The sequence below is a fragment of the Serratia sp. 25CWL12 genome, from assembly GCF_055790885.1.
On the sequence record NZ_CM147698.1, the window covers coordinates 343,211 to 364,143 of the forward strand.

The following is a 20,933-nucleotide window of genomic DNA, read 5'->3' on the forward strand; positions in this document are numbered from 1 at the left end:
GCTGACACTTTTAGCCATCCCTATCCCCCACGTCCTTTGCATCCCATGCGAACGCACGTCTAAAGCGCTGCCGATGCTCAAAAGGTGCAGTACAATCAATCACACACTTTCTGGTGCATCCATTCACACCCTCTCCGGCATAAAATGCAGATTGCGTTGGATCAAGTGCAGTACCTGAAAGCAATTCAGTCGCGTAAATATCGCTATCCAGTCGAGAGCGCGTCGCGATAGCCCACAGAATATCGTCTGCTGAATGAGGATTGACGTCTTCATCAACCAGAATGATGTTCTTTAATGATGAAAGGCGTTGCAGCAATGCCATCCCCAACGCCAAAATACCTTGATCATCCGCCAGTTCCCGTTTAAGTATCTGCAGTACCGTCATGAGATGGCCACCTCCCGACGGCAGCGATACGATCTCACGTACTGACCTCTTGACGTCCAGGCTGTGCAACAGGCTGTACAGGGCCTGTTCCTGAGCCATTCCCAATAAAGCGGACTGTTCATATCCCGGGCCAGACACGGATTGATACACCGCGTTGGGTCGGTAGGTCAGGAGGTTAATCTGCAACGAAGATACCAAGCCACAGGAGGAGAAGTAACCTAGGTATTCCGGCATTGAGTAACCCTGCTCCTTGTCAGGTGACTCGAATTCCCTATCGGCACCCAGCGAGCCCTCAAGGGTGATCTCAGCATGATCAACAAACCAGCCCTGATGGCTGAAGCAGGGCGCAATATTCACTGGCTGATTGCGCAGAGCGCCGACCACACTCAATTCGTCGAAGCCAAAGTCCACATTCGGTTTACCCAGCGCCGAGGCAATGTAAATTGCCGGATCCAAACCGATATTGATGGAAACGGGTAAACGTTTACCCTCAGCGACATGCAAGTCGAGCAGACGCTGGAGGTGGCTTTTCCTGGAGATACTGATCGTGACCCTATTTTCTTTCAGTGTCATGCGGTGCACCGAACAATTGGCTATTCCGCGCGCGTCGTCACGGGCATACACCATGCCCAAGGTGATTGTCGGGCCGGGGTCGCCAGCCGTATAGGTCAAGGTTGGCAGAATACGCCGCAGGTCCGGCGATTCAACGATAACCCGATCACTCAAGGCGGCTACCTGCTTTTGCGGCGGGATAGGATGATTTATGGCTCGGAAGAGTAACTCGGCATCAGTCACGGTTGCTGGATGTTGATGGCTGGGATCCAGAAACAATCGACAGCGTTTACGGCTGCCGAACACCCCCATCAATACCGGAAACTGTCCTGCGGTAGGCATTTCATAGCAGCGGACGGGCTGCTCGTCCGCGATAAAAGCCCCTTGTGGCCTGCGATAGGCATTCAGGTAGTCTTCAATCAGCTCGATGGCCGGATTAACAGGGTATTGAACCTGCTCAGGTGGGAAGCCAGTATGGCTGAGTAACTCCATTGCAGATCTAAGATCATTGATCTCAAACATACTCATCCTCTAGGTATATGATGCGAAAACACTGACGCTTCAGTCCGCTCGTCATGAGAACGATGTGCCATTAACACCGCCAGTGCAGAAAGCAGGGCACACACGCCCGTCAGAACAATGGAGAGGGTATAGTTTTGATAGACATCGAACAGAAACCCCGCCACGCTTCCCCCGGCCACCGCCGCGATACCGACCGCAATGTAGAGTGCTCCCAGGATCGCTCCAAGATTCCTGGTACCAAACCAGGAAGCGGCTACGGCGGGGTACAGGGAGATACAGCCGCCATTGGCTGCACCGAAGAGGACGGCGAACGTTGCCAGGGCAACAAAACCCTGTGCAGCGATCCATGCGCCACATAACACCGCCAGCGTCAGCGTCAGCACGATGAGGAATTTCAATGGACCCATCCTGTCACCAATACGCCCAAGTACCAGACGTCCGCCAATATTGCCGACGCCGATCAGGCCTATCAGTAAGTTCGCCTCGGTGACGGAGAGTCCTTGTTGTTGCGCGTAGGGATTGATATGGATCAGTGCCAGAAAGAGTCCGATCGAGCCCAGAAATATTGCCACGAAATACCACCAGAACCGTCCCAAACGTACCGAGTCGCGCAACGTCATGCCTCGTGCTGCTTGCGGTATGGCTCCCGCAGCCAGTTGTTCTGGCTCCATGCCATCAGGATGCAGGCCGACATCTTCGGGACGCCCCTTCAGCACCAAGGCAGAGAGACAACCGATCGCCGCGATAGCAACAGCGAACACCTGCATGGTCGTTTGCCATGACAGATATTTCAGCAGCTCTCCCGCCACGATCGGCCCGATCAATGTACCCAGGCCTGTGCCTGCCAGCGCAATACCGGACGCTGACCCCCGGTATACCACAAACCAGCGTTGAATAGTGGTCACTGTCGGGACATAAACCAATCCTACACCCAGTCCGACCAGTACACAGAACGACAGGAGAAAGAGGGTGAGTGAAGAGGAAAGCAGGCTGCTGATCCCGAACCCTAACGCCAGCGAAATGATGCCGCAGAGCACCACGATACGCACAGAGCTCTTGTCGCTTAGCGAGCCAGAAAATACCCCTATCACATAATAGAGCAGGGCCGTAAACGAAAAGATCGATGCGGTGGAGAACCGGTCTGCATTGAAATAGGTTTGAATGCTGGAGAATAACGCACCGAAGGAGTACGCTGCGCCAAAGATCAATGCCAACAGAATATGGGCAGCGCCCACGATGTACCATCCTCTAAATATGCCACCCATTCTCACAGTCCTTATTGTTGTGCGTAGTTGAGCGAAACCACCGATGAGGTTTTCCCGGAAATATCAATGCGGACCAGCGAGATGACATCAAGCCCCGTGGCCTCGCGGACGCGAGCGATACCCCCATAGTTCACCTTTTCGGCAACACAGATAATCCCCAGCACCTCTGCCCCTGCACGGTGTATGGCTTCAATCAACCCAAGCAGCGTCCCTCCAGAACTGATCAGGTCATCGACGATATAGACGCGATCCCCTTTTTCCACACCGTTGAGGTAAAGCGAACCATGGGTATATTCGCAATCGAAGGCCACCTGCACCTGGCCCGTCAGACCGGAGGGGTACCAGCGGGCAATACCAAAAGGCAGGCCAGATAACAGGGAAACTGCCGCCAACAGCACTCCCCCTTTATCCTCTTCACCCACCAACTTCGTGCCCGGTAGAAAGGGCATGGCATCACATACCCGTCGGGCAGCCTCGTGTAATAACTCAGCGGAGGTTGCCGGTACCTGCTCTGTCAAGGCATTGAGCAAGAATTTGCTGCCTTTGATCTCCACAAGAGGTTGGTCATCGAACGTCGCTTTAAGCAGATCGGTGTCTGACATGGCGGTCGTCTTGTTGAGTCTCTTGGCACTCACTACGCTCTGCATAAACTGTTGCAGCTTGTCGGCATCTTTGGTTCGAATCGACGCCGCGACGCCTGAACTGACGTCCACCCCCTGTGGTGAAAATGCAGTAATGAGTTGCCCAACGTTTTCAGCATGCAGCCCACCCGCAACGATAATTGGCCGTGCAAAGGATTGTCCTGTCAGCAGATCCCAGTCGAATGCGGTTCCGGTTCCCCCCTTCACTCCAGGAAGGTGCGTGTCCAGCAGATAAGCTGAGACGTCATAGGCGTTGATCATCGTGATATTCAGATCGTCTCCGATATGAAATCCTTTAATGACAGGGATACCCACCTGCCGACAATACTCATTGGATTCCTCTCCCTGTAACTGCACGGCGGAAATGCCGGTTTCCCGTGCTATCCGCTGTACGACTGCCAGCGGCTCATCCACAAAGACTCCCACCGTCTGGGTAAAAGGAGGCAAGCGTTCGATGATGGCTTTTACCGTTGATGCATCGACCTGTCTGGGGCCGGGAGAAAAAACGAACCCTAGGGCGTCGGCTCCTGCTTGAAGTGCTATCAGAGCATCATCAAGGTTGGTTATCCCACAAACCTTCACACGTGTTTTCATGGTGATGTTCCTTCATTATTTTTAGTATTTTCTGTGCCTGACCACTGTCAAGCATGTGCCTGGTGATACGTGCGGCTTCCTTGAACGACGGTGCTCGCCCCGCCAAGACCAAGGCTACACTGGCTGTAACGACGGTGGCTTCGCGATGGGGCCCCGGCAGTCCCCGTAAGACATGGGTGCAAATTTCAGCATTACGCTGAGGCGTGCCGCCTTGAAGTTCCGACAGGTGGCACGGTTGAACATCAAAGTCCTGTGGCATGAGGGAGAAGGTTCTCACCTGACCCTGACGTACTTCGCTTATCAGCGTTTCGCCAACGCAACTCACTTCATCCAGCCCATCCACGCCGTGCACGACAAAAGCGTCCACACCGCCCAACCGGCAGAGCACCTCTGCCATGGGGGCCAACTGGGTGGGTCGGGCCACGCCAATGATTTGCCGTTGTGCGCGGGTTGGGTGGACCAGCGGACCAGCCAGGTTAAAGAGGGTGGGAACGCCGATGCTACGGCGGACATTCGTCAACCCTGCCGGGAAACGGTAGTACTCAGAAGTAGCCACAAAAGCGAAATTGCAGGCGTGCAAATCCGCTCGGATCTGTTCTGCCGTGCTGCTACGGGTGATATCCACCCCCAGAGCGGTCATCACATCGCTACTGCCACTGCCACTGGTACTTCCTTTATTACCGTGTTTCACGACAGGGATGCCAGCCGCCGCGACGACAAAGGCGGCTGTCGTGGAGATATTGAATGTCCCGGCACGATCACCGCCGGTTCCCCCGAGGTTAAGCACCGGTAACTCCCCGAGCGAGATGGGAGGATGGCGCATTCTGATGGCCTCGACAGCCCCCATGATCTCCTCGGCAGTCTCCCCTTTCTGGCCGAGTGCGACCAGCGTCGTGGCTGTTTCCAACGCATTAAAACGCTGTTCAAGGATGGCATTGATGACGGCACGAGCCTGTTCTCTGCTCAAGTCCTGTTTTTCTTCCACCAGTGTACGGATCAGTTGTGGGTAGGTGATCTGTCTGGGTAGTCTTGGGTCGACTATTGTGTTCATTTCCCCTCCGCCTTCCCGTACAGCATCGATATCACGGCTGACAAAGGTTGTACGTTGCCGAAGACATAGGCGATATTTTCCAATGCGGCCTCGTGGCGGGTCTGGCTGGTTCCTGCTACACATTCCTGGGGTACCCATACCCGATAGTCGAGCTGCATGGCATCTTGTGCCGTCGCCCTGACACACACATCTGTCGCGACCCCGGTCAATATCAGCGTATTGACCCCCAGCCCCCGCAGTAACAACTCCAGATCAGTTGCGAAGAAGGCACTGTAGCGGCGTTTGACAATGACGTAGTCACCCTCCAGGGGCCGCAATTCGGGGATGATTTCAACCCCTGAACTGCCTTCCAGACAGTGCAATGTCTCGCCATAGTCGAGTTCACGTCCAAAATCGACACGTTGCCGTCGATGTGCTTCCTGGGTGTAGATAATGGGGATATGGGATTGCCGGGCGAAATTCAGGAGCGTTGCCACATGCGGGACAATATCCCGCCCCTTACTACAGGGAATGGGGGCATCTTCATCAATGAAATCGTGTTGCATATCGATAACGAGAATGGCGGCCCGTACCGGTGTGATGATGTATTCCATTGTCATGCTGTTCCTTCCTTAATATCCTCACTGATGAGGGGGCACTCACGGTGAATATCGCCTAGTTACTGTCCGTCAGCAGGCGTCAGGCGAAATGTTTCTCGACGATATTTGCCAGCTCGGCATAGCTGTGACGTGTCGTTTCTAATTCATCAAGGTGGTCAAAGCCCATCACATGGAGTACACCGAAACCACCGGAGAGGTATTGCATCTCCTCTATTTTTTGCCGCACGGTTTCGGGGGAACCAACTATCCAGCAGTGTTTGGCGCAATACTCGGCGGTGACATCGCTGTCCGGTACATCCGGATGGTGTTTCAACAGGCCAAGCGCATTGTTTCCAGCCAGCATGGGCAGATAATCTTCACGGAAATAGCGGCCCATTTCTCCATCAACAGCGAGTTTCCATGCCTGTTTATCGGTTTCGGCGACAAAGAAAGGGCGACTGACTCGCCAATCTGCACGGGAAGGTGGGCGGCGCCCAGTTTCTTGCGCCCCTTCTTCCACGACGCGCCAGTGGGTATGTAAATAATCAGGTGTAAAGCAAAAGCTGATGGGTAACCAACCATTCCTGCCAGCAATACGCAGTGTGTCCGAGGCGGCTGACAGCCCGGTCACTCCTATTGGCGGGTACGGCGACTGAAAGGGTTTGAGATGATATCCGGTAGATTTTTCTAATTGGTCAGCAGGGCGACGAACCGTCCAATATTTCCCTTTGAACTCAAAGGGGCCATCGCTTTCCCAAAAGCGCGTCATAATGGCGATAGATTCGGCCGTCATTTCACGATGTGCGCCAGCGCGGTAATCAATATCAAACATCTCCAGATCGAGATGGGTCCCACTGGCCCCAATACCGACCATTAATCGCCCCTTCGAAATATGATCCAGCCAGCAGATTCGGTGAGCCAGTTCAGCAGGGTGATGAAACGGCAGCATGAAGGCACCCGGCGCCAGCCTGATTTTCTCTGTGACAAGAAACGCCTGGGCCAACAAAAGATCCGGTGAGGGACAGGGTTCTCCAGGCATCATATAGTGTTCCCCGATCCACGCTTCAGTGACGCCAATGTTGTCGAAAAATTGCAGGGTATCGAGGTTGTGGTAATGTCCCTCATACGGAGAGCGGTGACGAGGGTGAGCAGGCATCATGAATGCGCCAAGCTTCATAGTCTATTTCCTTGCATGCCAGTGTTATCCGGATCCCCGGGAGGTTTCGAGCACGGTGACTCGGTGAAAAACAGTCATGTGTATTGCACAAGCGCTTAGCCTTCTCTTCGGGGAGTGATGGCAGAATACAAATAATAAGAGGAAGCGGTGCTTGTGGTTATCGGATCATCGGCAGGGTCAACCCTTGCCGCTTCGCTGTGGCAATCGCCAATTCATAACCTGCATCCGCGTGTCGCATGACACCGGAACCGCAATCATTCACCAGCACTCGGGCTAATCGCTCAGCGGCGGCTTCTGTTCCATCGGCGACGATAACCATACCGGCATGTTGCGAATAGCCCATCCCAACACCGCCGCCATGGTGAAGGCTGACCCAGGTTGCGCCTCCAGCGGTATTGAGCAAGGAATTCAGCAATGGCCAGTCAGATACGGCGTCAGTACCATCACGCATGGCTTCAGTTTCACGATTTGGACTGGAGACCGACCCCGTATCCAGGTGATCACGTCCAATCACGATCGGGGCTTTCAACTCACCTTTGCGAACCATTTCATTAAAGGCCAACCCTGCCAGATGACGTTCTCCCAGGCCCAGCCAGCAGATACGGGCAGGCAGCCCCTGGAAACGGATATGCTTGTGTGCCATATCGAGCCAGCGGTGGGTGTGGTGGTTATGTGGGAAGAGTTCTTTGATTTTGGCGTCGGTTTTGTAAATATCTTCAGGATCGCCCGATAACGCTACCCAGCGAAAGGGTCCCTTGCCTTCGCAAAAAAGCGGGCGAATGTAGGCAGGCACAAAACCGGGGAAATCAAACGCGTTGGTGACCCCCTTATCGAAAGCAACCTGGCGGATATTATTACCGTAATCCACCACCGGTACGCCCATCGACTGGAAGTCAAGCATCGCTTGGACATGCAAGGCACAAGAGTGAGCCGCGGCATCCGTCAGTCTGGCATGTTGGGCGGGATCACGCTGTCCCGCACGCCACTGCGCTACACTCCAACCCGCCGGGAGATACCCATTAATCAGGTCGTGTGCAGAAGTCTGGTCCGTTACCAAATCAGGGCGGAGGCCACCTGCTTTCGCACGTTTAACCAGTTCTGGCAGGATCTCTGCCGCGTTACCCAGCAGGGCTATTGAGACCGCCTCCCGTGCCTTCGTATGTTGACGGATAAGCGCTAGGGCATGATCAATATCTGTGGCTTGTTTATCGACATAGCGTGTACGCAGACGGAAATCGATACTGCTCTGTTGGCACTCAATATTCAGTGATACCGCACCTGCCAAGGTGGCAGCCAGAGGCTGTGCGCCCCCCATCCCCCCAAACCGGCGGTCAGGATCCAACGCCCAGCCAGATCACCCCCATAATGCTGACGACCCGCTTCAGCGAAAGTCTCAAAGGTACCCTGTACAATGCCTTGGCTACCGATATAGATCCAACTGCCCGCGGTCATTTGGCCGTACATAAACAGGCCTCGACGATCAAGCTCGTTGAAATGATCCCAATTAGCCCATTGTGGAACCAGATTGGAATTAGCCAGTAAGACACGAGGCGCGTTGACGTCGGTTTTAAAAATACCGACGGGTTTACCTGATTGCACCAACAGTGACTCATCTTCATTGAGGTTTTTCAGCGAGGTCAGTATCTGATCGAAGCAGGCCCAATTGCGTGCGGCACGGCCAATACCGCCGTAGACCACCAGATTTTGCGGGTCTTCGGCAACGTCGGGATCCAGGTTGTTCTGGAGCATCCGGTAAGCGGCCTCAATCAGCCAGTTTTTACACGTCAGTTGGTTGCCACGCGGGGCGCGGATAACACGTGTGTTATCGTGGCGTATATCTTGTTTTGGTGTAGCCCTTTCAGCCTCTGTTATCGTATTCATAACGTATTCTCCGTATCGTCGTCACAATGCCGGGCATGTCTAGCAATCTGCCAAAGAGAGGGGGGAAATGAGTGTATTAATCAATTGTGATAAAATATATCTATTAATGTTATTAACATATTAAATCATGTTAACGAATATGTTTGTACACAAACTGTACATGTATAGTCAAGCTCTATTTTTGAACAAATGTCTGTTATGCGTGGTCAGATGGTAAAAGCAGGCGAGTGAACCGTTTTTTCCAAGGGAGAGTCAGTGTCACGATTTGTTGTAGTTTATTGTAGTGGATCACAAAATCAGGACATCCTCGTAGCTTTTTTCCACTGCTCTTTGTATTCACCGTGCGGTGATTGGCAACTTACTGGATCGTACATACCACCGAAGATAACGACGTCACGCTGTTGCTGAGCGCAGCGTATTGGGAGGCGTATTGCTCAACATCACCACGGGCAACCTGGATGCAAAGGGCTTCCGACAGCAGCACTTGCGGCAATTCGTCGGACTGCTCAATAACGGATGACCAGGCTTTGCTGATGAGGGCGTTAACAGCATCAATTTGCGTCTGTAACGAAGGGTCATGGCGGACGCTGTAGAACGTATCCTGGTTCAACAACAGTATCGGGATGACGCTATCGCCCTCAATACCCCACAACAGACTGATTTGAGTAGGTGGTGCTGGTTTACCTGCCGATTGGCGACTGTCGATAAATACGTTGAGCAACTGGAGTAATACAGCTTGAAACCGGGTTATCAGCGCGTCTAGGGGCTGCGTTGAAACGGCGAGCAAGCGTAGTGTGACACGTAATGCGATCAGCCTCGGATAATGATTAATGGCAGCCTGAAGCGTGCGTTTGATGTCGTGAGCATCGAGTTGAACGCTGGAAAGAAGAATCCTCATTAGCATCGCCCTCTGGACTGGTAACACGCCAGTATACTGAAAATCGTGCGATGGTAGAAAGAACACGATTTGGCTCCACAATATTGTCGGTAGCACCGCCTGCAAATCAAGTGGGAGGCAACGCTAACGGGATTGATGGCGTTGATTTTTTGCATGTGAGTGTCCTTGTTTGAACCATGAGTAACGCTGGCCCTGCGGCAGGTACAGGGAACCTCGCATGACGCATGAGCGCACTGAGTCAGAGTGGGACCGCCGAATGGGGGGTTGTTAACAAACGCCGTGTGATAAAACCGCTCAGGCTGGGGGGCATCGTTAACGGCTTGGGTTTGCCTGAGATAAAGGGAATACTGGCCATCATTGTGGTATTGGGACAAACTGCAATTGCTGTAAAATGGCATCTGAATAGATGTATGTATCTCCGATCGCTGTTGGTCTGCGTTACACGTTACTCCGGTAGAAGGCAACAGGCGCAGGAAGTTGCCTGGCGATATTTCTCAGCACTTCGTGTTGCGCAGTCAATTTGGCCGGTATTGTGCGACAGGCCAACACACACGGTTCGGATGGAAAGAAAACCTGGGGCTCCGTTGTAAAGGAGGTATCACGGCAGGTAGCAGTCCATGCCTGGCGAATGAGAGCCAGAACCGTTTCCGCGCCCTCCTGCTGTTGCCTGCAACAGAACGTACTGAGATTGAGCATCAGAATGACCTGAATATCGCGTGAGGTACCCATCCCCCATAATACCCTGAGCATAGTGGGTGGTGCAGCTTTGCCTTCTGATTGCCGTATCTCGATGTATCGGTGGGTCATCTGCTGAAGCGCATGAATAAATTGCACTACAGTCTCTTCAGGAAGTCGCAATGCGTCAACATCGGGTTGTCGCAAGCTAAACCGAAAAGCCGCCAGTCGTGGGTAATGGTCAATGGCTGACTGTAGTTCACGATGGATCAACTGCGCATCTGTCAGTTTTTCATTAAGTCGTTCCATGGGATATCTCTGGTCGAGGTCAAAAGAAGGGAGTGCTACGTAATTAAATCGTGAATACGCCGATATGCCCCAGGCTTCCTGAAGCAGCTACGCTGACAGCGGATATCAGTGGCGTAGTCACGCCACTGCAGGCGTTTAACATTGTGATTTCACATTTAGCTGAGCGCTGGCGGAAGCCTTGGGCGACCCGTTAGCGGGCGTTCAGGCACCTCGTTACAGCCGTGAAGTAACAATCCCTCTTTCTGCTGAATTTTAGTCAGATATTCCAGTACCAGCCGGATGTTAGTGATGCTGTCTGGATCGTTGTAGTGCACCGGGATATTGATATTGGCCCTGTAATGCGCTTTAAATTCACAGCGATGATGCCAGCCATCGCCATCGGTAATAACGTGCCACAACTCACCCGCTTTCGCTGCCCAGGGATAGGTTATTTGCGTTCGATTACCATCCAGCCAGAAGACCACATGACCATGGTAGTGATGATCCTCAGTCCACTCGATGACCCAGAAATACCCCACTACTGCTTGAAGGCCCATCATTTTGTCCATCAGCAAGTGGATATCCTTTTCCAGTTGACGGTGAGATTGTTGATAATATTTAGCGGTTCCTTTCTGATAGAACAGATCTATGCGGATAGCCCGCAGACAGGCATACCGATTTATCATGCTGTCTGTATGCCAGTTCAGGACAGACGACAGAAACCAGTCTGGAGTCCAGGTTAGTTTAGTATTCATATGATTAACTCTTGATAGCTGGTTGATACCAGCAGGAGAGATGAAGCCCCCCTCGAAGAGGGGCGATTATCAGGATGATTTGCAAGGAGTTACTGAAGTGGTTGTAAAAAGGGAGTGCCTATTAATTATATTAATTAACCGATATTAATTTTAACTCCCTGAGCAGAACAAGGCTTGAAGCTTAAATTAGCGGGTCGAGGACAGTGCGGTAGGCAAAAATGACGTACTCATCCACTATGCTGGTTAAAGCGTAGTTCTCGTCCTGCCGTTCGTTAATCCAGTGATTAACTTCTTCTTCAGTTTTAATCTTCAGGTTTTCAATCCAGTCAGCAAGAGAATTTCCCAGCATGAGATCGTACCAGCATAACCAGACAAGTTTCAGGCGGGTTTCGGTTCCGCTGAACTGCTGAAACAGGCTGGTGAGTTTATTGGCTAGCGAACGTTGTTTTAAGCGGACACATTCAGAAAGCAGGACACCTTCAAGCATGGGGTGATGTACGAGCAAATGCTCCTGCGTATATAAACTGACGCTCAGATCATCCTCAAGAGATAATGATGCTGCCGATGTTTTCCCGTAAATTATTAGGTGCAAGCATTGCGGAACAATCGCAATAACCGGCTCTTTACCAGGAAATCGTAGGCATCCTACTGCCAGAGTGTGGGTATAATAAATATTCTGATGACACATGCCCTGTCGAACGGCCAGCTTTGTAAAATCCATCAGCCAGGTCTGGTAATATTTGTGGAGTTCTTCGTAACGAGGTTTATAGTCTTTCATGGTGCATATTCCTTCTAGGTGAAATGACAGGCAGCAGAAAACCTCCGGGGTAGCCGGATAATTATTTTCATGCTGCGGGTTTAGTTAGGTGAGAGGTTTATTTGCGGGACTGGTTAATACGCTCCTGAAGCCAGGCTTCAACTTCGCTTTTTAACCAGCGAGAGCTACGACCCATTTTTATTGGTTTTGGGAAAGCATCATCTTTAATTAGCTTATAGAACCACTTGTCCGTTAAACCAGTCACACTGGTGATAAATGCCATATTGACAAACTGGTCTTCTAAAAGAGAAGTATGGGTATTCATTATTCGATTCTCCGGTTAAGAAAGGTAAGCCGGACTCGTGATGTTTGATAACGACCACGTGCTTCGGCATACCAACCCGGTAATTTGTAAAAAAAGTTGAAGGTCATTGACCTCTATGCCACTACGGGCCGTGTATACGCCGCCGGTGTGTGAAGACTCCATTCGTAATTTACTGGCGAACTGGAAGGGTAATCCTCCGATTTTTACAGCCTATAAGCTGTTTTATTGTTTTGCAGCTTATCCGTTGAAAACCTTGAATCAGTTGCGTCCATTGCTGATTGGCTTTCGCAAAGCGAATGGGCTGACGCAAAAAGACCTGTCTGAAAGGTTAGGTGTCACACAGCAAACCTATGCCCGTCTGGAAGCAAACCCTGGAAGCGCCAGTATTGAGCGTTTGTTTAAGGTGCTTACTTTACTGGGGGTTGAAGTGGTGCTCTCTTCTGAACCAAGAGGGCTGTTATCTGCGTCATCATCCACATAGAGATCGACAGAACTCAGGTCATAGGCACGACGTGCTGGTTCTTCTGCATCTTTCATCTTGGTGCAACTGAGGATCAACGCACCGCCATCACCCTCACGGCGCACATTGAACTCTACATTCAAGGCGGCCTGGAAGGTGCTTGAGCCGCGAGCTGTCCTGATCTTTACCGGAGTGGTGAATAAATCAGCACCGTGGCCTGGGTTGCCGCTTTGATGTAGGGGTAAAACTTAGAATGCATCATTTTTTAGCTATGATGTTTGAAATTAAACCTGTTTTTTATCCTGCTCGGTGTACTTCTTTACAGCGCAAAGTACGCAGGAATCTGTTTTTTCGGGATTAAGAAGAGGCTATACAATTTTATAATCCTGTACTACGCTTTAGCTATCTTGTTTTTTAGAAATGCTGTTTCAATTTTAACATGGGCCGATGTTATATATGAAAAAAATACTTTGAGTGTTGGAAAGGCGGCAAGTGCGGGGGAGGCGGTAATATAGCCTACTTTGTAACTGGGTCGAATAAAAAAGCTAACATCTAGGTGCCTTGAATATAGATACTTAACTTCAAGTTGCCTGTGGGCGATATTTTCGCGACAAGTCGGCCTTAGGATTTGACAGCGGCTGGCACCCTTTGTTGGGACAAATAATGCAGCTAATATTTATGGCGTTTGAGAATCAAATGGGATATCCCAGTGATTTCCTAGATTAGTTGTAAGCTTCTCTATCATTCGGTAGTTAGAATGATATGGAATCATGGATCTGTCGGTAAAGGGAGTATAACAATTTGATTTTTTTTGTTTTTTCCTTCTTCCTGGATCTATTCATCATTTAATTAAAATGGAGCTTTATCAATGAGATCAATTAATCACGTACCCCCTCATAAACCATGGTATGAAAATCCTATTGGATGGGCCTCAGAGGCTGGCGGCACAACAGGTGGAGGACAAGATCCAGAGCTTTCTTATTATGTCAAAAATATAGAAGAACTTAGGCAAGCAATAAAAGAATCAGGCGATCGGCCTAAATATATTTGGGTCAGTGGGGTGATTGATGCAAGCGGTGGTGTTCCATATGTTAATCGTGCCGATCAATCAAAACGAGGACGTATATTTATCGGGAGTAATACGACACTCATTGGGATGGACCATCAGGCAAAATTTATCGAAAGTGCACTTTTTGTTCAAGATGCCAATAATGTGATTATTCATAACCTGTTTATTGAAAATCCTGTGGATGTGGAGCCTCAGTTTGAAGACGGTGATGGTTGGAATGCTGAGTGGGATGGATTGAGTATTGTCAGGTCACATCATGTCTGGATCAACAACGTTACATTTAGCGACGGCCGCTTCACCATGGACAATTATAAGATCGTCGATGGTTGGAAATACGTTCAGCATGATGGTTCGTTAGATATTAAACGCGCATCAGACTATGTTACTGTATCGAATACTGTTTTCACACTACACGATAAGACGATTCTAATCGGCCATAGTGACAGCAATGATGCGGAAGATACCGGAAAGTTACGAGTAACATTTCATAATAATTTGTTTACTCGTATTGTACAGCGTACTCCACGGGTACGTTTTGGTAATGTTCATCTTTTTAACAACATCTTTGATAACGATATTGATGACCCAATATATAAATACCAATACAGTTTTGGTATTGGTAAAAACTCGAGAACCTTGTCAGAGTATAATTTTTTCAGGGTGAAGGGATGGACTGAACACTGTGGAATGTTCAAGGAGTTTGGCGGGTCATATCTGTCTGATGTAGGTTCTCATACGTAGGTACTTAAGGTCATAAATCACCCACTACAGCACCCGAGTAAATATCTAAGCCCATTGAAAATAATGATGTTTCTTTATCCCGTTTGAGATTTGCTCGTCGCGCATGTTCTGCCAAAAATGCCACTGTAGTACACAGAAAATCCTCTAGAACCACTGGGTTGAGTAAGGCTTCAAGAAGGTTCTGCATCCAGAGTAAGCTGCATCGGGCCACCTTTTGAGTTGAAATACAGACACCTGCAATCAGTCCAGTAGTGAAAGCCACACTCCTCTTTAGTAGAACGGCCAACATACTGCCCCAGACCAGGGTTTGCACAATGTTTTTATCTCGTGTAATGAACGTTTTCAGACCACAAAATGATTTTAACTCTTTGAAAAATAATTCTATCTGCCATCTCATTGAGTAAAGATGACAAATGTCCCATGCAGAAAAGTCACCCCGAGATAAATTGGTGATCAGGTAACCGGTACGTTGGTTCCGTCTATCCCAAAAGGCGATCAGCCGATAGCTTCCAGGACGATTACTCCACTCGAGGCTTAAATCTCGATATTCACCCGGCTCTACGGTTAACTGATTGAACTCACCCTTTTTCAGCTCCATCACGGGTTTACCAAAACAATCCCGAACAATACAGGAATCTGGTTTGAGATTTTTTTTCGCTCGGAAAATGTAGTAACCCCCTGATTGGTTAATGTTATAGCAATAGTTGAGGCTAAAGTAGCCTGCGTCCATCATCACCAAGGTTTCTTTCAATTCATGGGCATAGGGTTGGTATAACCGCTCACTCTCTTTATCGGCATCAATCCCCAGGTAGTTTGCGGTGCCACTCATCAGATCAAGAGTCATATGAAGCTCAATGGCGGCAGGTGCGGTTGGAAATCGCCCCGGGAATACATCCCGAAGGTCAGGATGTAGAGTGAGCGAACTGCCGTCATGTATATGTATATATTTAAATGGAAATTTTTTTGGTAGGTCCTGTTGAAACGGTTGGATTAGCCATTGTGTCATCGCCTCTTCAACCAGTTTTTGCATGAGCCTTGTCAACTGCGGTTTTTTTAATTGATTGTGAAAAGGTTTATAATAAATCAGTGAGTTAGAGATACTTCCCAATGTCCTATGGATGTCAGCCAAATTGGCATGACGCTGATCGCTGAGTGTTCGGACAATGGCAAAAACCATATGGACAGGTTGTACATTACGTAATCGTTGAATAAATTTAAAACTACGAGCTAATTCAAGTAGATAAAAAGGGTTAAACAGGGCTTTTAGCGTATCGCTCAGCGTGGTAATCTTCATAGGTGTCGTGGCCTTGAGTGGACCTTTTTGTGGTGAAAATATCTGATCATAGTCACGGCGCAACTTCAAGTTTTTTCTGATTTTTATCAATGTATTACGCTAAGATCCTACCTATGTGTAGGTTCTACTTTCAATAGGTTACCGTCTGATGATGAGTGGGGAATGGATAGGCCACCAAGTGACTTAAATAGCTGTGGATTTAATAGCTCTTTTGAAATGCCACCTTACGATTATTTGCCGCAGCAGGGTATGACTGAAGAGCTAGAATATTCAATTAGGAATAGTGTAGGTAATATATTTGATTATCGTATCTTAGTCTGATATTTGTGTGGGTAATTATTCAGATTTTTGTGGATAATAATCAAAGAAAACTACCATTGACCAGAGACCTCCCCCCTGAACAAGGCAATGATGGGGGCACATTGGGGGGGCTATAAATACCCCTTCGGTATCAATACAAGCTAGAGTCGGTTTTAGTTCTGTTAGTGGATTGAAACGCTTGGATCTGAGCGGGCCATTTAATGACCCGCTTTTATCCTTGGCTAAGACGGCTTTTTAGTGAATTTGCGGTAACACCACTGGCTAAAGTCATCGACGTATAAAAATATCGCCGGGATCACCAGCAGGCTCAGCACGGTTGAGGTCAACAAGCCGCCAATGACGGCAATTGCCATTGGTGAACGGAAGCTGGGATCGGCATTGCCTAGCCCTATTGCAATGGGCAACATACCGGCCCCCATGGCAACAGTGGTCATGATGATAGGGCGCGCCCGTTTATGGCAGGCATCCATCAGTGCCTCTTGGCGCGGTTTGGCAGCCACGACTGGCCGCCCGTCGCTGCCATCATTGCCGCGCCGCGCCACAATAGCGTACTCCACCAGCAGAATAGAGTTTTTTGTGGCAATCCCCATCAACATAATCAACCCAATCAGTGAAGGCATTGACAAGCTTTGCCCTGCGACTAACAGGCCGACGAAGGCACCCCCTAAAGAGAAAGGCAGTGCGGCAAGGATGGTCACCGGGTGTAGGAAATGTTTGAACAGCAGCACTAACACGATGTAAATACAGAGGATGCCGATCAGCATCGCCAACCCAAAGCTGGCAAAGAGTTCGCTCATGGTTTCAGCATCGCCTACTTCTACCACTTTCACCCCAGCGGGCAAATTCTGTATTGAGGGGAGTTTTTTAACCTCATTGACCACAGTACCTAATGGAACATTGGAAAGTTCGATCTCCAGATTGATATTGCGTGAGCGATCGTAACGGTTGATCACCGCAGGCCCGCTTGCAATCGCGATATCTGCAATTTGGCTGAGCATCACCGGGCCTTTAGTTCCGGGGATAATAAGACGTTTTAATGATTCGATATCTTGCCGTGCTGCATCATCCAGTTTCACCACGATGTCCAGTTGCCTTTCGGGCAAATTCAGCTTTGGCAACGACATATCATAGTCCCCCAACGTGGCGACCCGCAGTGTTTCTCCGATAGCGGCACTGCTGACCCCCAGATCCGCTGCGCGGGCAAAGTCAGGACGAATGACCACTTCCGGCCGGACCAGGCTGGCGGTGGAGGCGATATTTCCCAACCCTGGAATAGTGCGCAAATCCCGTAGCACTGCCTGTTGGGCGGACATCAAACTGCGCGGATCTTCACCACTTAGCACCAGAATATATTTCTCTCCAGATGCACCCAGGCCCACTTTGGTACGCACCCCGGGCAATTGCGTTAAGAGATCGCGGATGCGAGCTTCAATAGGTTGTTTACGCTCCCTCTCATCGCGCGAAACGAGTTGGATGGTCAAGGTCGCATTACGCGGCTCCACCAGGGAGGAGGAGAAGGGATCGCTTCCCGCACTTCCGGCGCCAATAGTGGTATAGATGCTGCGTATTTCAGGTACCTGACTGAGCAACTGACGAGCCCGTTCAGCCATCGCTTCAGTCTGGGTTAAGGTCGACCCTGGCGGCAGCTCAACAGACACTTGAGTTTGCGAGTTATCATCCGGCGGCATAAATCCAGAAGGTAGCAGGGGGATCAACATCAGCGACGCAATAAAGAATAGCCCGACAGAAAGCAGCGTTTTGACCTTATGATGAGTACACCAGTTGACGATGCGTAAATAGTGGGTGAGCCAGGCTGGATCGCGATCGTTTGCCACTAAGGGCTTGAGCATATAAGCGGCCATCATGGGCGTAAGAATGCGCGCAACGACCAGCGAAGCAAAAACGGCGATCGACGCCGTCCAACCAAACTCTTTGAAAAATTTGCCTGCAATACCGCTCATAAACGCCGTAGGAAGGAAAACGGCGATCAGTGTAAACGTGGTTGCAATCACCGCTAAGCCAATCTCATCGGCGGCTTCTATCGCAGCTTCATAGGGGGTTTTACCACCGCGCAAGTGGCGCACGATGTTTTCGATCTCGACAATCGCGTCATCAACCAGAACCCCGATCACCAACGACAGTGCCAGCAGACTGATCACATTGATAGAAAACCCCAGCAAGGCCATACCAAAAAAAGCCGGAATCACTGACATGGGCAGCGCCACTGCCGAAATAAAAGTAGCCCGCCATTCGCGCAGGAAAAACCAAACGACCAACACCGCCAACAACGCGCCTTCATACAGCAGATTGAGTGATGAGTTGTACTCCGCTTTGACTGGGCTGACGAAGTCAAATGCTTGGGTGATAATCAGATGCGGGTATTCTGCCTTAATTTTTTCCAACGCTTTTTCGACAGCGTCGCCAACTTCTACCTCGCTCTCCCCGCGGCTACGCACGATCTCAAATCCAACAACTGGCTTGCCGTCAACAAAGGCGGAAGAGCGGACTTCAGCCACAGTGTCGGTGACAGTAGCGAGTTGATCGAGTCGAACGTAACGCCCATCGATAAGCGGGATCTGTAGTGCAGCGATCTCTTTGGCGGAGTGTTGCCCTCCTAGGGTGCGAACAGTCTGTTCGCTATTGCCAAGCTCGGCGCGTCCACTGGGGGCATCCTGTTGCACTAAACGCAATTGTTGCGAGATTTGTGCCGCGCTCACCCCCAGACTTTCTAGCTTTAATGGATCGAGCAGCACCTGGACCTGACGATTGACGCCCCCGACTCGATTGACGGCCCCGACGCCGCGGATCGCCTGCAAGCTGCGCACCAGGGTGTTATCCACAAACCATGACAGTGCTTCTTCGTCCAAATGTTCTGAGCGCACCGCATAAACCAGCACAGGCGTTCCAGACAGATTGACACGTTGTACCACAGGATCACGGACATCGCTGGGGAGATCAGAGCGCACACCCTGTACTGCTGAACGCGTATCATCCACCGCTTCCTGGACCGGTTTCTCCAGTTGAAATTCCAGCGTCATAATAACGCCGCCTTCGGAGATCTTGGTATAGATGTGCTTTAGCCCCTGCAGGGAAGCCACGGAGTCCTCCAGTTTGCGCGCCACGTCGTTTTCCAACTGTTCCGGCGAAGCGCCCGGCAAGGCGGCGCTGACGGTGACCATCGGTAACTCGATATCGGGAAACTGTTGGATCTTCATACTACGGAAACTGATGATCCCAGCGACGGTGAGTAGCACAAACAACATAGCCGCAGGGATGGGATTACGTATAGACCAGGTAGAGAGATTCATTGTGCTGTTTCCCCTGTGGGGAGGGGGTTAACGCGCACTCTTTCGCCGTGATTGAGGAAACTGGCACCGCTGGTAACGATGCGCATATCAGGCTGCAGGCCGGTGAGGATCTCAAACCGCCCTTGATATAACTGACCAATCTCGACTTTAATTTCGCTGACGTTGCCCGCGTCATTAACAGCAAAAAGGTAGTGAAACCCTTCCCGTGAGACGAGAGCAGATTGTGAAACGGTAAGCGCTGATATTTCACCGACGTGGAACGTCCCTTGGGCAAACATACCCGCTTTTACCCCGAGCTGTTGTTGCTGTGTCGGGGTGATATCGACATAGACGATGGCGTTGCGTGTTTGCAGGTCGAGTGAAGGGGCCAGGGCGCGGATGCGGCCTGTGAGCTCGGTTCCTGCTGTGGTGCGCAATACGGCACTCATACCCGGTTTGAGGAGGGGTAATTCTGCGGCGGTCAGTTCTGCGCGCCATTCCAGGCGCTCTTGACGGATCAGGCGGAATAATTCGTTGCCACGGTTGGCGACGTGACCAACAGTTGCGCTTCGCGATGAGATAATACCGTCGTCAGGGGCCAGTACGCGCGTTTTTTCCATGCGCAACCGCTGGTATTGAACTTGCGCTTTAGCTTGTTGGACGCGAGCACGTGCTGTTTTATCGGCGGCGAGGTATTGGTCGATCTGCAATTCGCTGAGTGCACCGGTATTCTTCAGTTTGCGCGCGCGTTGTGCATTCGTGCTGGCTTCGTCTTTATTCGCCAGAGCTTCAGCTAAAGCAGCCTCTGCTTGGGCAAGGTCAGCGGCGACTGTTTCGGGGTCAAAACGCGCAAGAAGTTGGTCTTTACCAACGCGGTCGCCAACATTGACGTAAATTTCTGCCAGGCGTAACCCATCAGCCTCACTACTGACAATCGCTTCCTGCCAGGGGGCAATATTACCATTGGCGTTGATTTGGCGTGGTAAATTCTGTTGTCGGGGGACTTCGATATTAACGGTAAGTGCCGCCTGTTTTTCTGGCGGAGTATCACCATGTGCTGGGCTGTTTGCACTTATTGTAAAAATAAAATAAATGCTGATACCGATTATGAGGACAATAGCGCCGAGAAAAATTCTATTTTTGTACCACGTCATGTCAATTATCAACCCTTTGGAGGTGATTAAAAAATCCATTTAACTCATCAGCATACTAAAGTCACATAATCCGAGGCGTCAAGCAAGTCGCACGTCTCCTTTTATAATCGTCATCACGTGGTCGATCGAATGGATGATATTACAAGACAAGTGCAGCACAAGCGGTTGATCTCAACACAGCATCAGCACGGTTTGGTATTGGCTTATCGGAAAGTGAGATAAATAGTTAACCCCTGCCATGGTGTTGTCCAGGGGTTATGCTT

General features: G+C 50.3%; 16 protein-coding genes and 2 pseudogenes. 2 read left to right on the forward strand and 16 right to left on the reverse strand.

The features are described from left to right. Positions 1-10 precede the first annotated feature (10 nt). The 12 genes and pseudogenes from ACX9GV_RS01580 to ACX9GV_RS01635 form a co-directional block, all read right to left on the reverse strand. On the reverse strand, positions 11-1,459 hold the full coding sequence (locus tag ACX9GV_RS01580; RefSeq protein ID WP_023489258.1) for a UbiD family decarboxylase: 1,449 nt from the start codon (positions 1,457-1,459) through the stop codon (positions 11-13). A 2-nt stretch (positions 1,460-1,461) separates the two neighbouring features. After that, a complete protein-coding gene (locus tag ACX9GV_RS01585; protein WP_473196809.1) occupies positions 1,462-2,724 on the reverse strand; it encodes an MFS transporter in 1,263 nt (420 codons plus the stop codon). A gap of 11 nt (positions 2,725-2,735) precedes the next feature. After that, entirely contained in the window at positions 2,736-3,959 is a 1,224-nt protein-coding gene (locus tag ACX9GV_RS01590) for a phosphoribosylanthranilate isomerase (protein ID WP_023489260.1), read from the reverse strand. Next, positions 3,919-5,010, reverse strand: coding sequence for an anthranilate phosphoribosyltransferase (gene trpD / locus ACX9GV_RS01595; RefSeq protein WP_473196810.1), 1,092 nt, complete (start codon positions 5,008-5,010; stop codon positions 3,919-3,921). Before trpD ends, ACX9GV_RS01590 begins: the two co-directional genes overlap by 41 nt. Further along, a complete protein-coding gene (locus tag ACX9GV_RS01600) occupies positions 5,007-5,609 on the reverse strand; it encodes a cysteine hydrolase family protein (RefSeq protein WP_023489262.1) in 603 nt (200 codons plus the stop codon). Before ACX9GV_RS01600 ends, trpD begins: the two co-directional genes overlap by 4 nt. A 79-nt stretch (positions 5,610-5,688) precedes the next feature. Next, positions 5,689-6,765: an LLM class flavin-dependent oxidoreductase gene (locus tag ACX9GV_RS01605; RefSeq protein ID WP_037386620.1), complete on the reverse strand. Its 1,077-nt coding sequence runs from the start codon at positions 6,763-6,765 to the stop codon at positions 5,689-5,691. Positions 6,766-6,922: 157 nt separating this feature from the next. Next, positions 6,923-8,646: pseudogene (gene hutU / locus ACX9GV_RS01610) on the reverse strand (urocanate hydratase). 358 nt (positions 8,647-9,004) lie between these two features. After that, positions 9,005-9,544: a YagK/YfjJ domain-containing protein gene (locus ACX9GV_RS01615; RefSeq protein WP_023491900.1), complete on the reverse strand. Its 540-nt coding sequence runs from the start codon at positions 9,542-9,544 to the stop codon at positions 9,005-9,007. A 438-nt stretch (positions 9,545-9,982) separates the two neighbouring features. Then, positions 9,983-10,528, reverse strand: a complete 546-nt coding sequence (locus ACX9GV_RS01620; protein WP_023491901.1) for a YagK/YfjJ domain-containing protein — start codon at positions 10,526-10,528, stop codon at positions 9,983-9,985. A gap of 155 nt (positions 10,529-10,683) precedes the next feature. Beyond that, on the reverse strand, positions 10,684-11,262 hold the full coding sequence (locus tag ACX9GV_RS01625; RefSeq protein ID WP_037386618.1) for a YagK/YfjJ domain-containing protein: 579 nt from the start codon (positions 11,260-11,262) through the stop codon (positions 10,684-10,686). A gap of 181 nt (positions 11,263-11,443) precedes the next feature. Continuing rightward, complete coding sequence (locus tag ACX9GV_RS01630) at positions 11,444-12,040, reverse strand: hypothetical protein (protein WP_473196811.1); 597 nt, start codon at positions 12,038-12,040, stop codon at positions 11,444-11,446. Between the two features lie 97 nt (positions 12,041-12,137). Continuing rightward, positions 12,138-12,344: a helix-turn-helix transcriptional regulator gene (locus ACX9GV_RS01635; RefSeq protein WP_023492866.1), complete on the reverse strand. Its 207-nt coding sequence runs from the start codon at positions 12,342-12,344 to the stop codon at positions 12,138-12,140. 217 nt (positions 12,345-12,561) lie between these two features. Here ACX9GV_RS01635 and ACX9GV_RS01640 point away from each other — a divergent pair, with 217 nt between their 5' ends. Continuing rightward, a complete protein-coding gene (locus tag ACX9GV_RS01640; RefSeq protein ID WP_473197951.1) occupies positions 12,562-12,825 on the forward strand; it encodes a helix-turn-helix transcriptional regulator in 264 nt (87 codons plus the stop codon). On the opposite strand, the pseudogene ACX9GV_RS01645 reads toward ACX9GV_RS01640, so the two are convergent. Continuing rightward, positions 12,804-13,042: pseudogene (locus ACX9GV_RS01645) on the reverse strand (helicase RepA family protein); the annotation flags it as partial. The gene ACX9GV_RS01640 and the pseudogene ACX9GV_RS01645 overlap by 22 nt on opposite strands. Positions 13,043-13,672: 630 nt before the next feature. On the opposite strand from ACX9GV_RS01645, the gene ACX9GV_RS01650 reads away from it, so the two are divergent. Further along, positions 13,673-14,614 carry a pectate lyase family protein gene (locus ACX9GV_RS01650; protein ID WP_473196812.1) on the forward strand — a complete coding sequence of 314 codons (942 nt, stop codon included), beginning with the start codon at positions 13,673-13,675 and terminating at the stop codon, positions 14,612-14,614. 10 nt (positions 14,615-14,624) lie between these two features. On the opposite strand, the gene ACX9GV_RS01655 is transcribed toward ACX9GV_RS01650, so the two are convergent. The 3 genes from ACX9GV_RS01655 to ACX9GV_RS01665 all read right to left on the reverse strand — a co-directional run bounded on the left by ACX9GV_RS01655 (position 14,625) and on the right by ACX9GV_RS01665 (position 20,670). Next, complete coding sequence (locus ACX9GV_RS01655) at positions 14,625-15,908, reverse strand: IS4 family transposase (RefSeq protein ID WP_473195461.1); 1,284 nt, start codon at positions 15,906-15,908, stop codon at positions 14,625-14,627. 542 nt (positions 15,909-16,450) lie between these two features. Continuing rightward, on the reverse strand, positions 16,451-19,537 hold the full coding sequence (locus tag ACX9GV_RS01660; RefSeq protein WP_473196813.1) for an efflux RND transporter permease subunit: 3,087 nt from the start codon (positions 19,535-19,537) through the stop codon (positions 16,451-16,453). Continuing rightward, positions 19,534-20,670, reverse strand: a complete 1,137-nt coding sequence (locus tag ACX9GV_RS01665; RefSeq protein ID WP_473196814.1) for an efflux RND transporter periplasmic adaptor subunit — start codon at positions 20,668-20,670, stop codon at positions 19,534-19,536. The genes ACX9GV_RS01660 and ACX9GV_RS01665 overlap by 4 nt, the downstream gene beginning before the upstream one ends. Between the last annotated feature and the right edge of the window lie 263 nt (positions 20,671-20,933).

What these genes read in the sequence shown, in the direction of transcription:
- ACX9GV_RS01580 (WP_023489258.1), bottom strand. Translation starts at nt 1,459, where the DNA reads ATGTTTGAGATCAATGATCTTAGATCTGCAATGGAGTTACTCAGCCAT.
- ACX9GV_RS01585 (WP_473196809.1), bottom strand. Translation starts at nt 2,724, where the DNA reads ATGGGTGGCATATTTAGAGGATGGTACATCGTGGGCGCTGCCCATATT.
- ACX9GV_RS01590 (WP_023489260.1), bottom strand. Translation starts at nt 3,959, where the DNA reads ATGAAAACACGTGTGAAGGTTTGTGGGATAACCAACCTTGATGATGCT.
- trpD (WP_473196810.1), bottom strand. Translation starts at nt 5,010, where the DNA reads ATGAACACAATAGTCGACCCAAGACTACCCAGACAGATCACCTACCCA.
- ACX9GV_RS01600 (WP_023489262.1), bottom strand. Translation starts at nt 5,609, where the DNA reads ATGACAATGGAATACATCATCACACCGGTACGGGCCGCCATTCTCGTT.
- ACX9GV_RS01605 (WP_037386620.1), bottom strand. Translation starts at nt 6,765, where the DNA reads ATGAAGCTTGGCGCATTCATGATGCCTGCTCACCCTCGTCACCGCTCT.
- ACX9GV_RS01615 (WP_023491900.1), bottom strand. Translation starts at nt 9,544, where the DNA reads ATGAGGATTCTTCTTTCCAGCGTTCAACTCGATGCTCACGACATCAAA.
- ACX9GV_RS01620 (WP_023491901.1), bottom strand. Translation starts at nt 10,528, where the DNA reads ATGGAACGACTTAATGAAAAACTGACAGATGCGCAGTTGATCCATCGT.
- ACX9GV_RS01625 (WP_037386618.1), bottom strand. Translation starts at nt 11,262, where the DNA reads ATGAATACTAAACTAACCTGGACTCCAGACTGGTTTCTGTCGTCTGTC.
- ACX9GV_RS01630 (WP_473196811.1), bottom strand. Translation starts at nt 12,040, where the DNA reads ATGAAAGACTATAAACCTCGTTACGAAGAACTCCACAAATATTACCAG.
- ACX9GV_RS01635 (WP_023492866.1), bottom strand. Translation starts at nt 12,344, where the DNA reads ATGAATACCCATACTTCTCTTTTAGAAGACCAGTTTGTCAATATGGCA.
- ACX9GV_RS01650 (WP_473196812.1), top strand. Translation starts at nt 13,673, where the DNA reads ATGAGATCAATTAATCACGTACCCCCTCATAAACCATGGTATGAAAAT.
- ACX9GV_RS01655 (WP_473195461.1), bottom strand. Translation starts at nt 15,908, where the DNA reads ATGAAGATTACCACGCTGAGCGATACGCTAAAAGCCCTGTTTAACCCT.
- ACX9GV_RS01660 (WP_473196813.1), bottom strand. Translation starts at nt 19,537, where the DNA reads ATGAATCTCTCTACCTGGTCTATACGTAATCCCATCCCTGCGGCTATG.
- ACX9GV_RS01665 (WP_473196814.1), bottom strand. Translation starts at nt 20,670, where the DNA reads ATGACGTGGTACAAAAATAGAATTTTTCTCGGCGCTATTGTCCTCATA.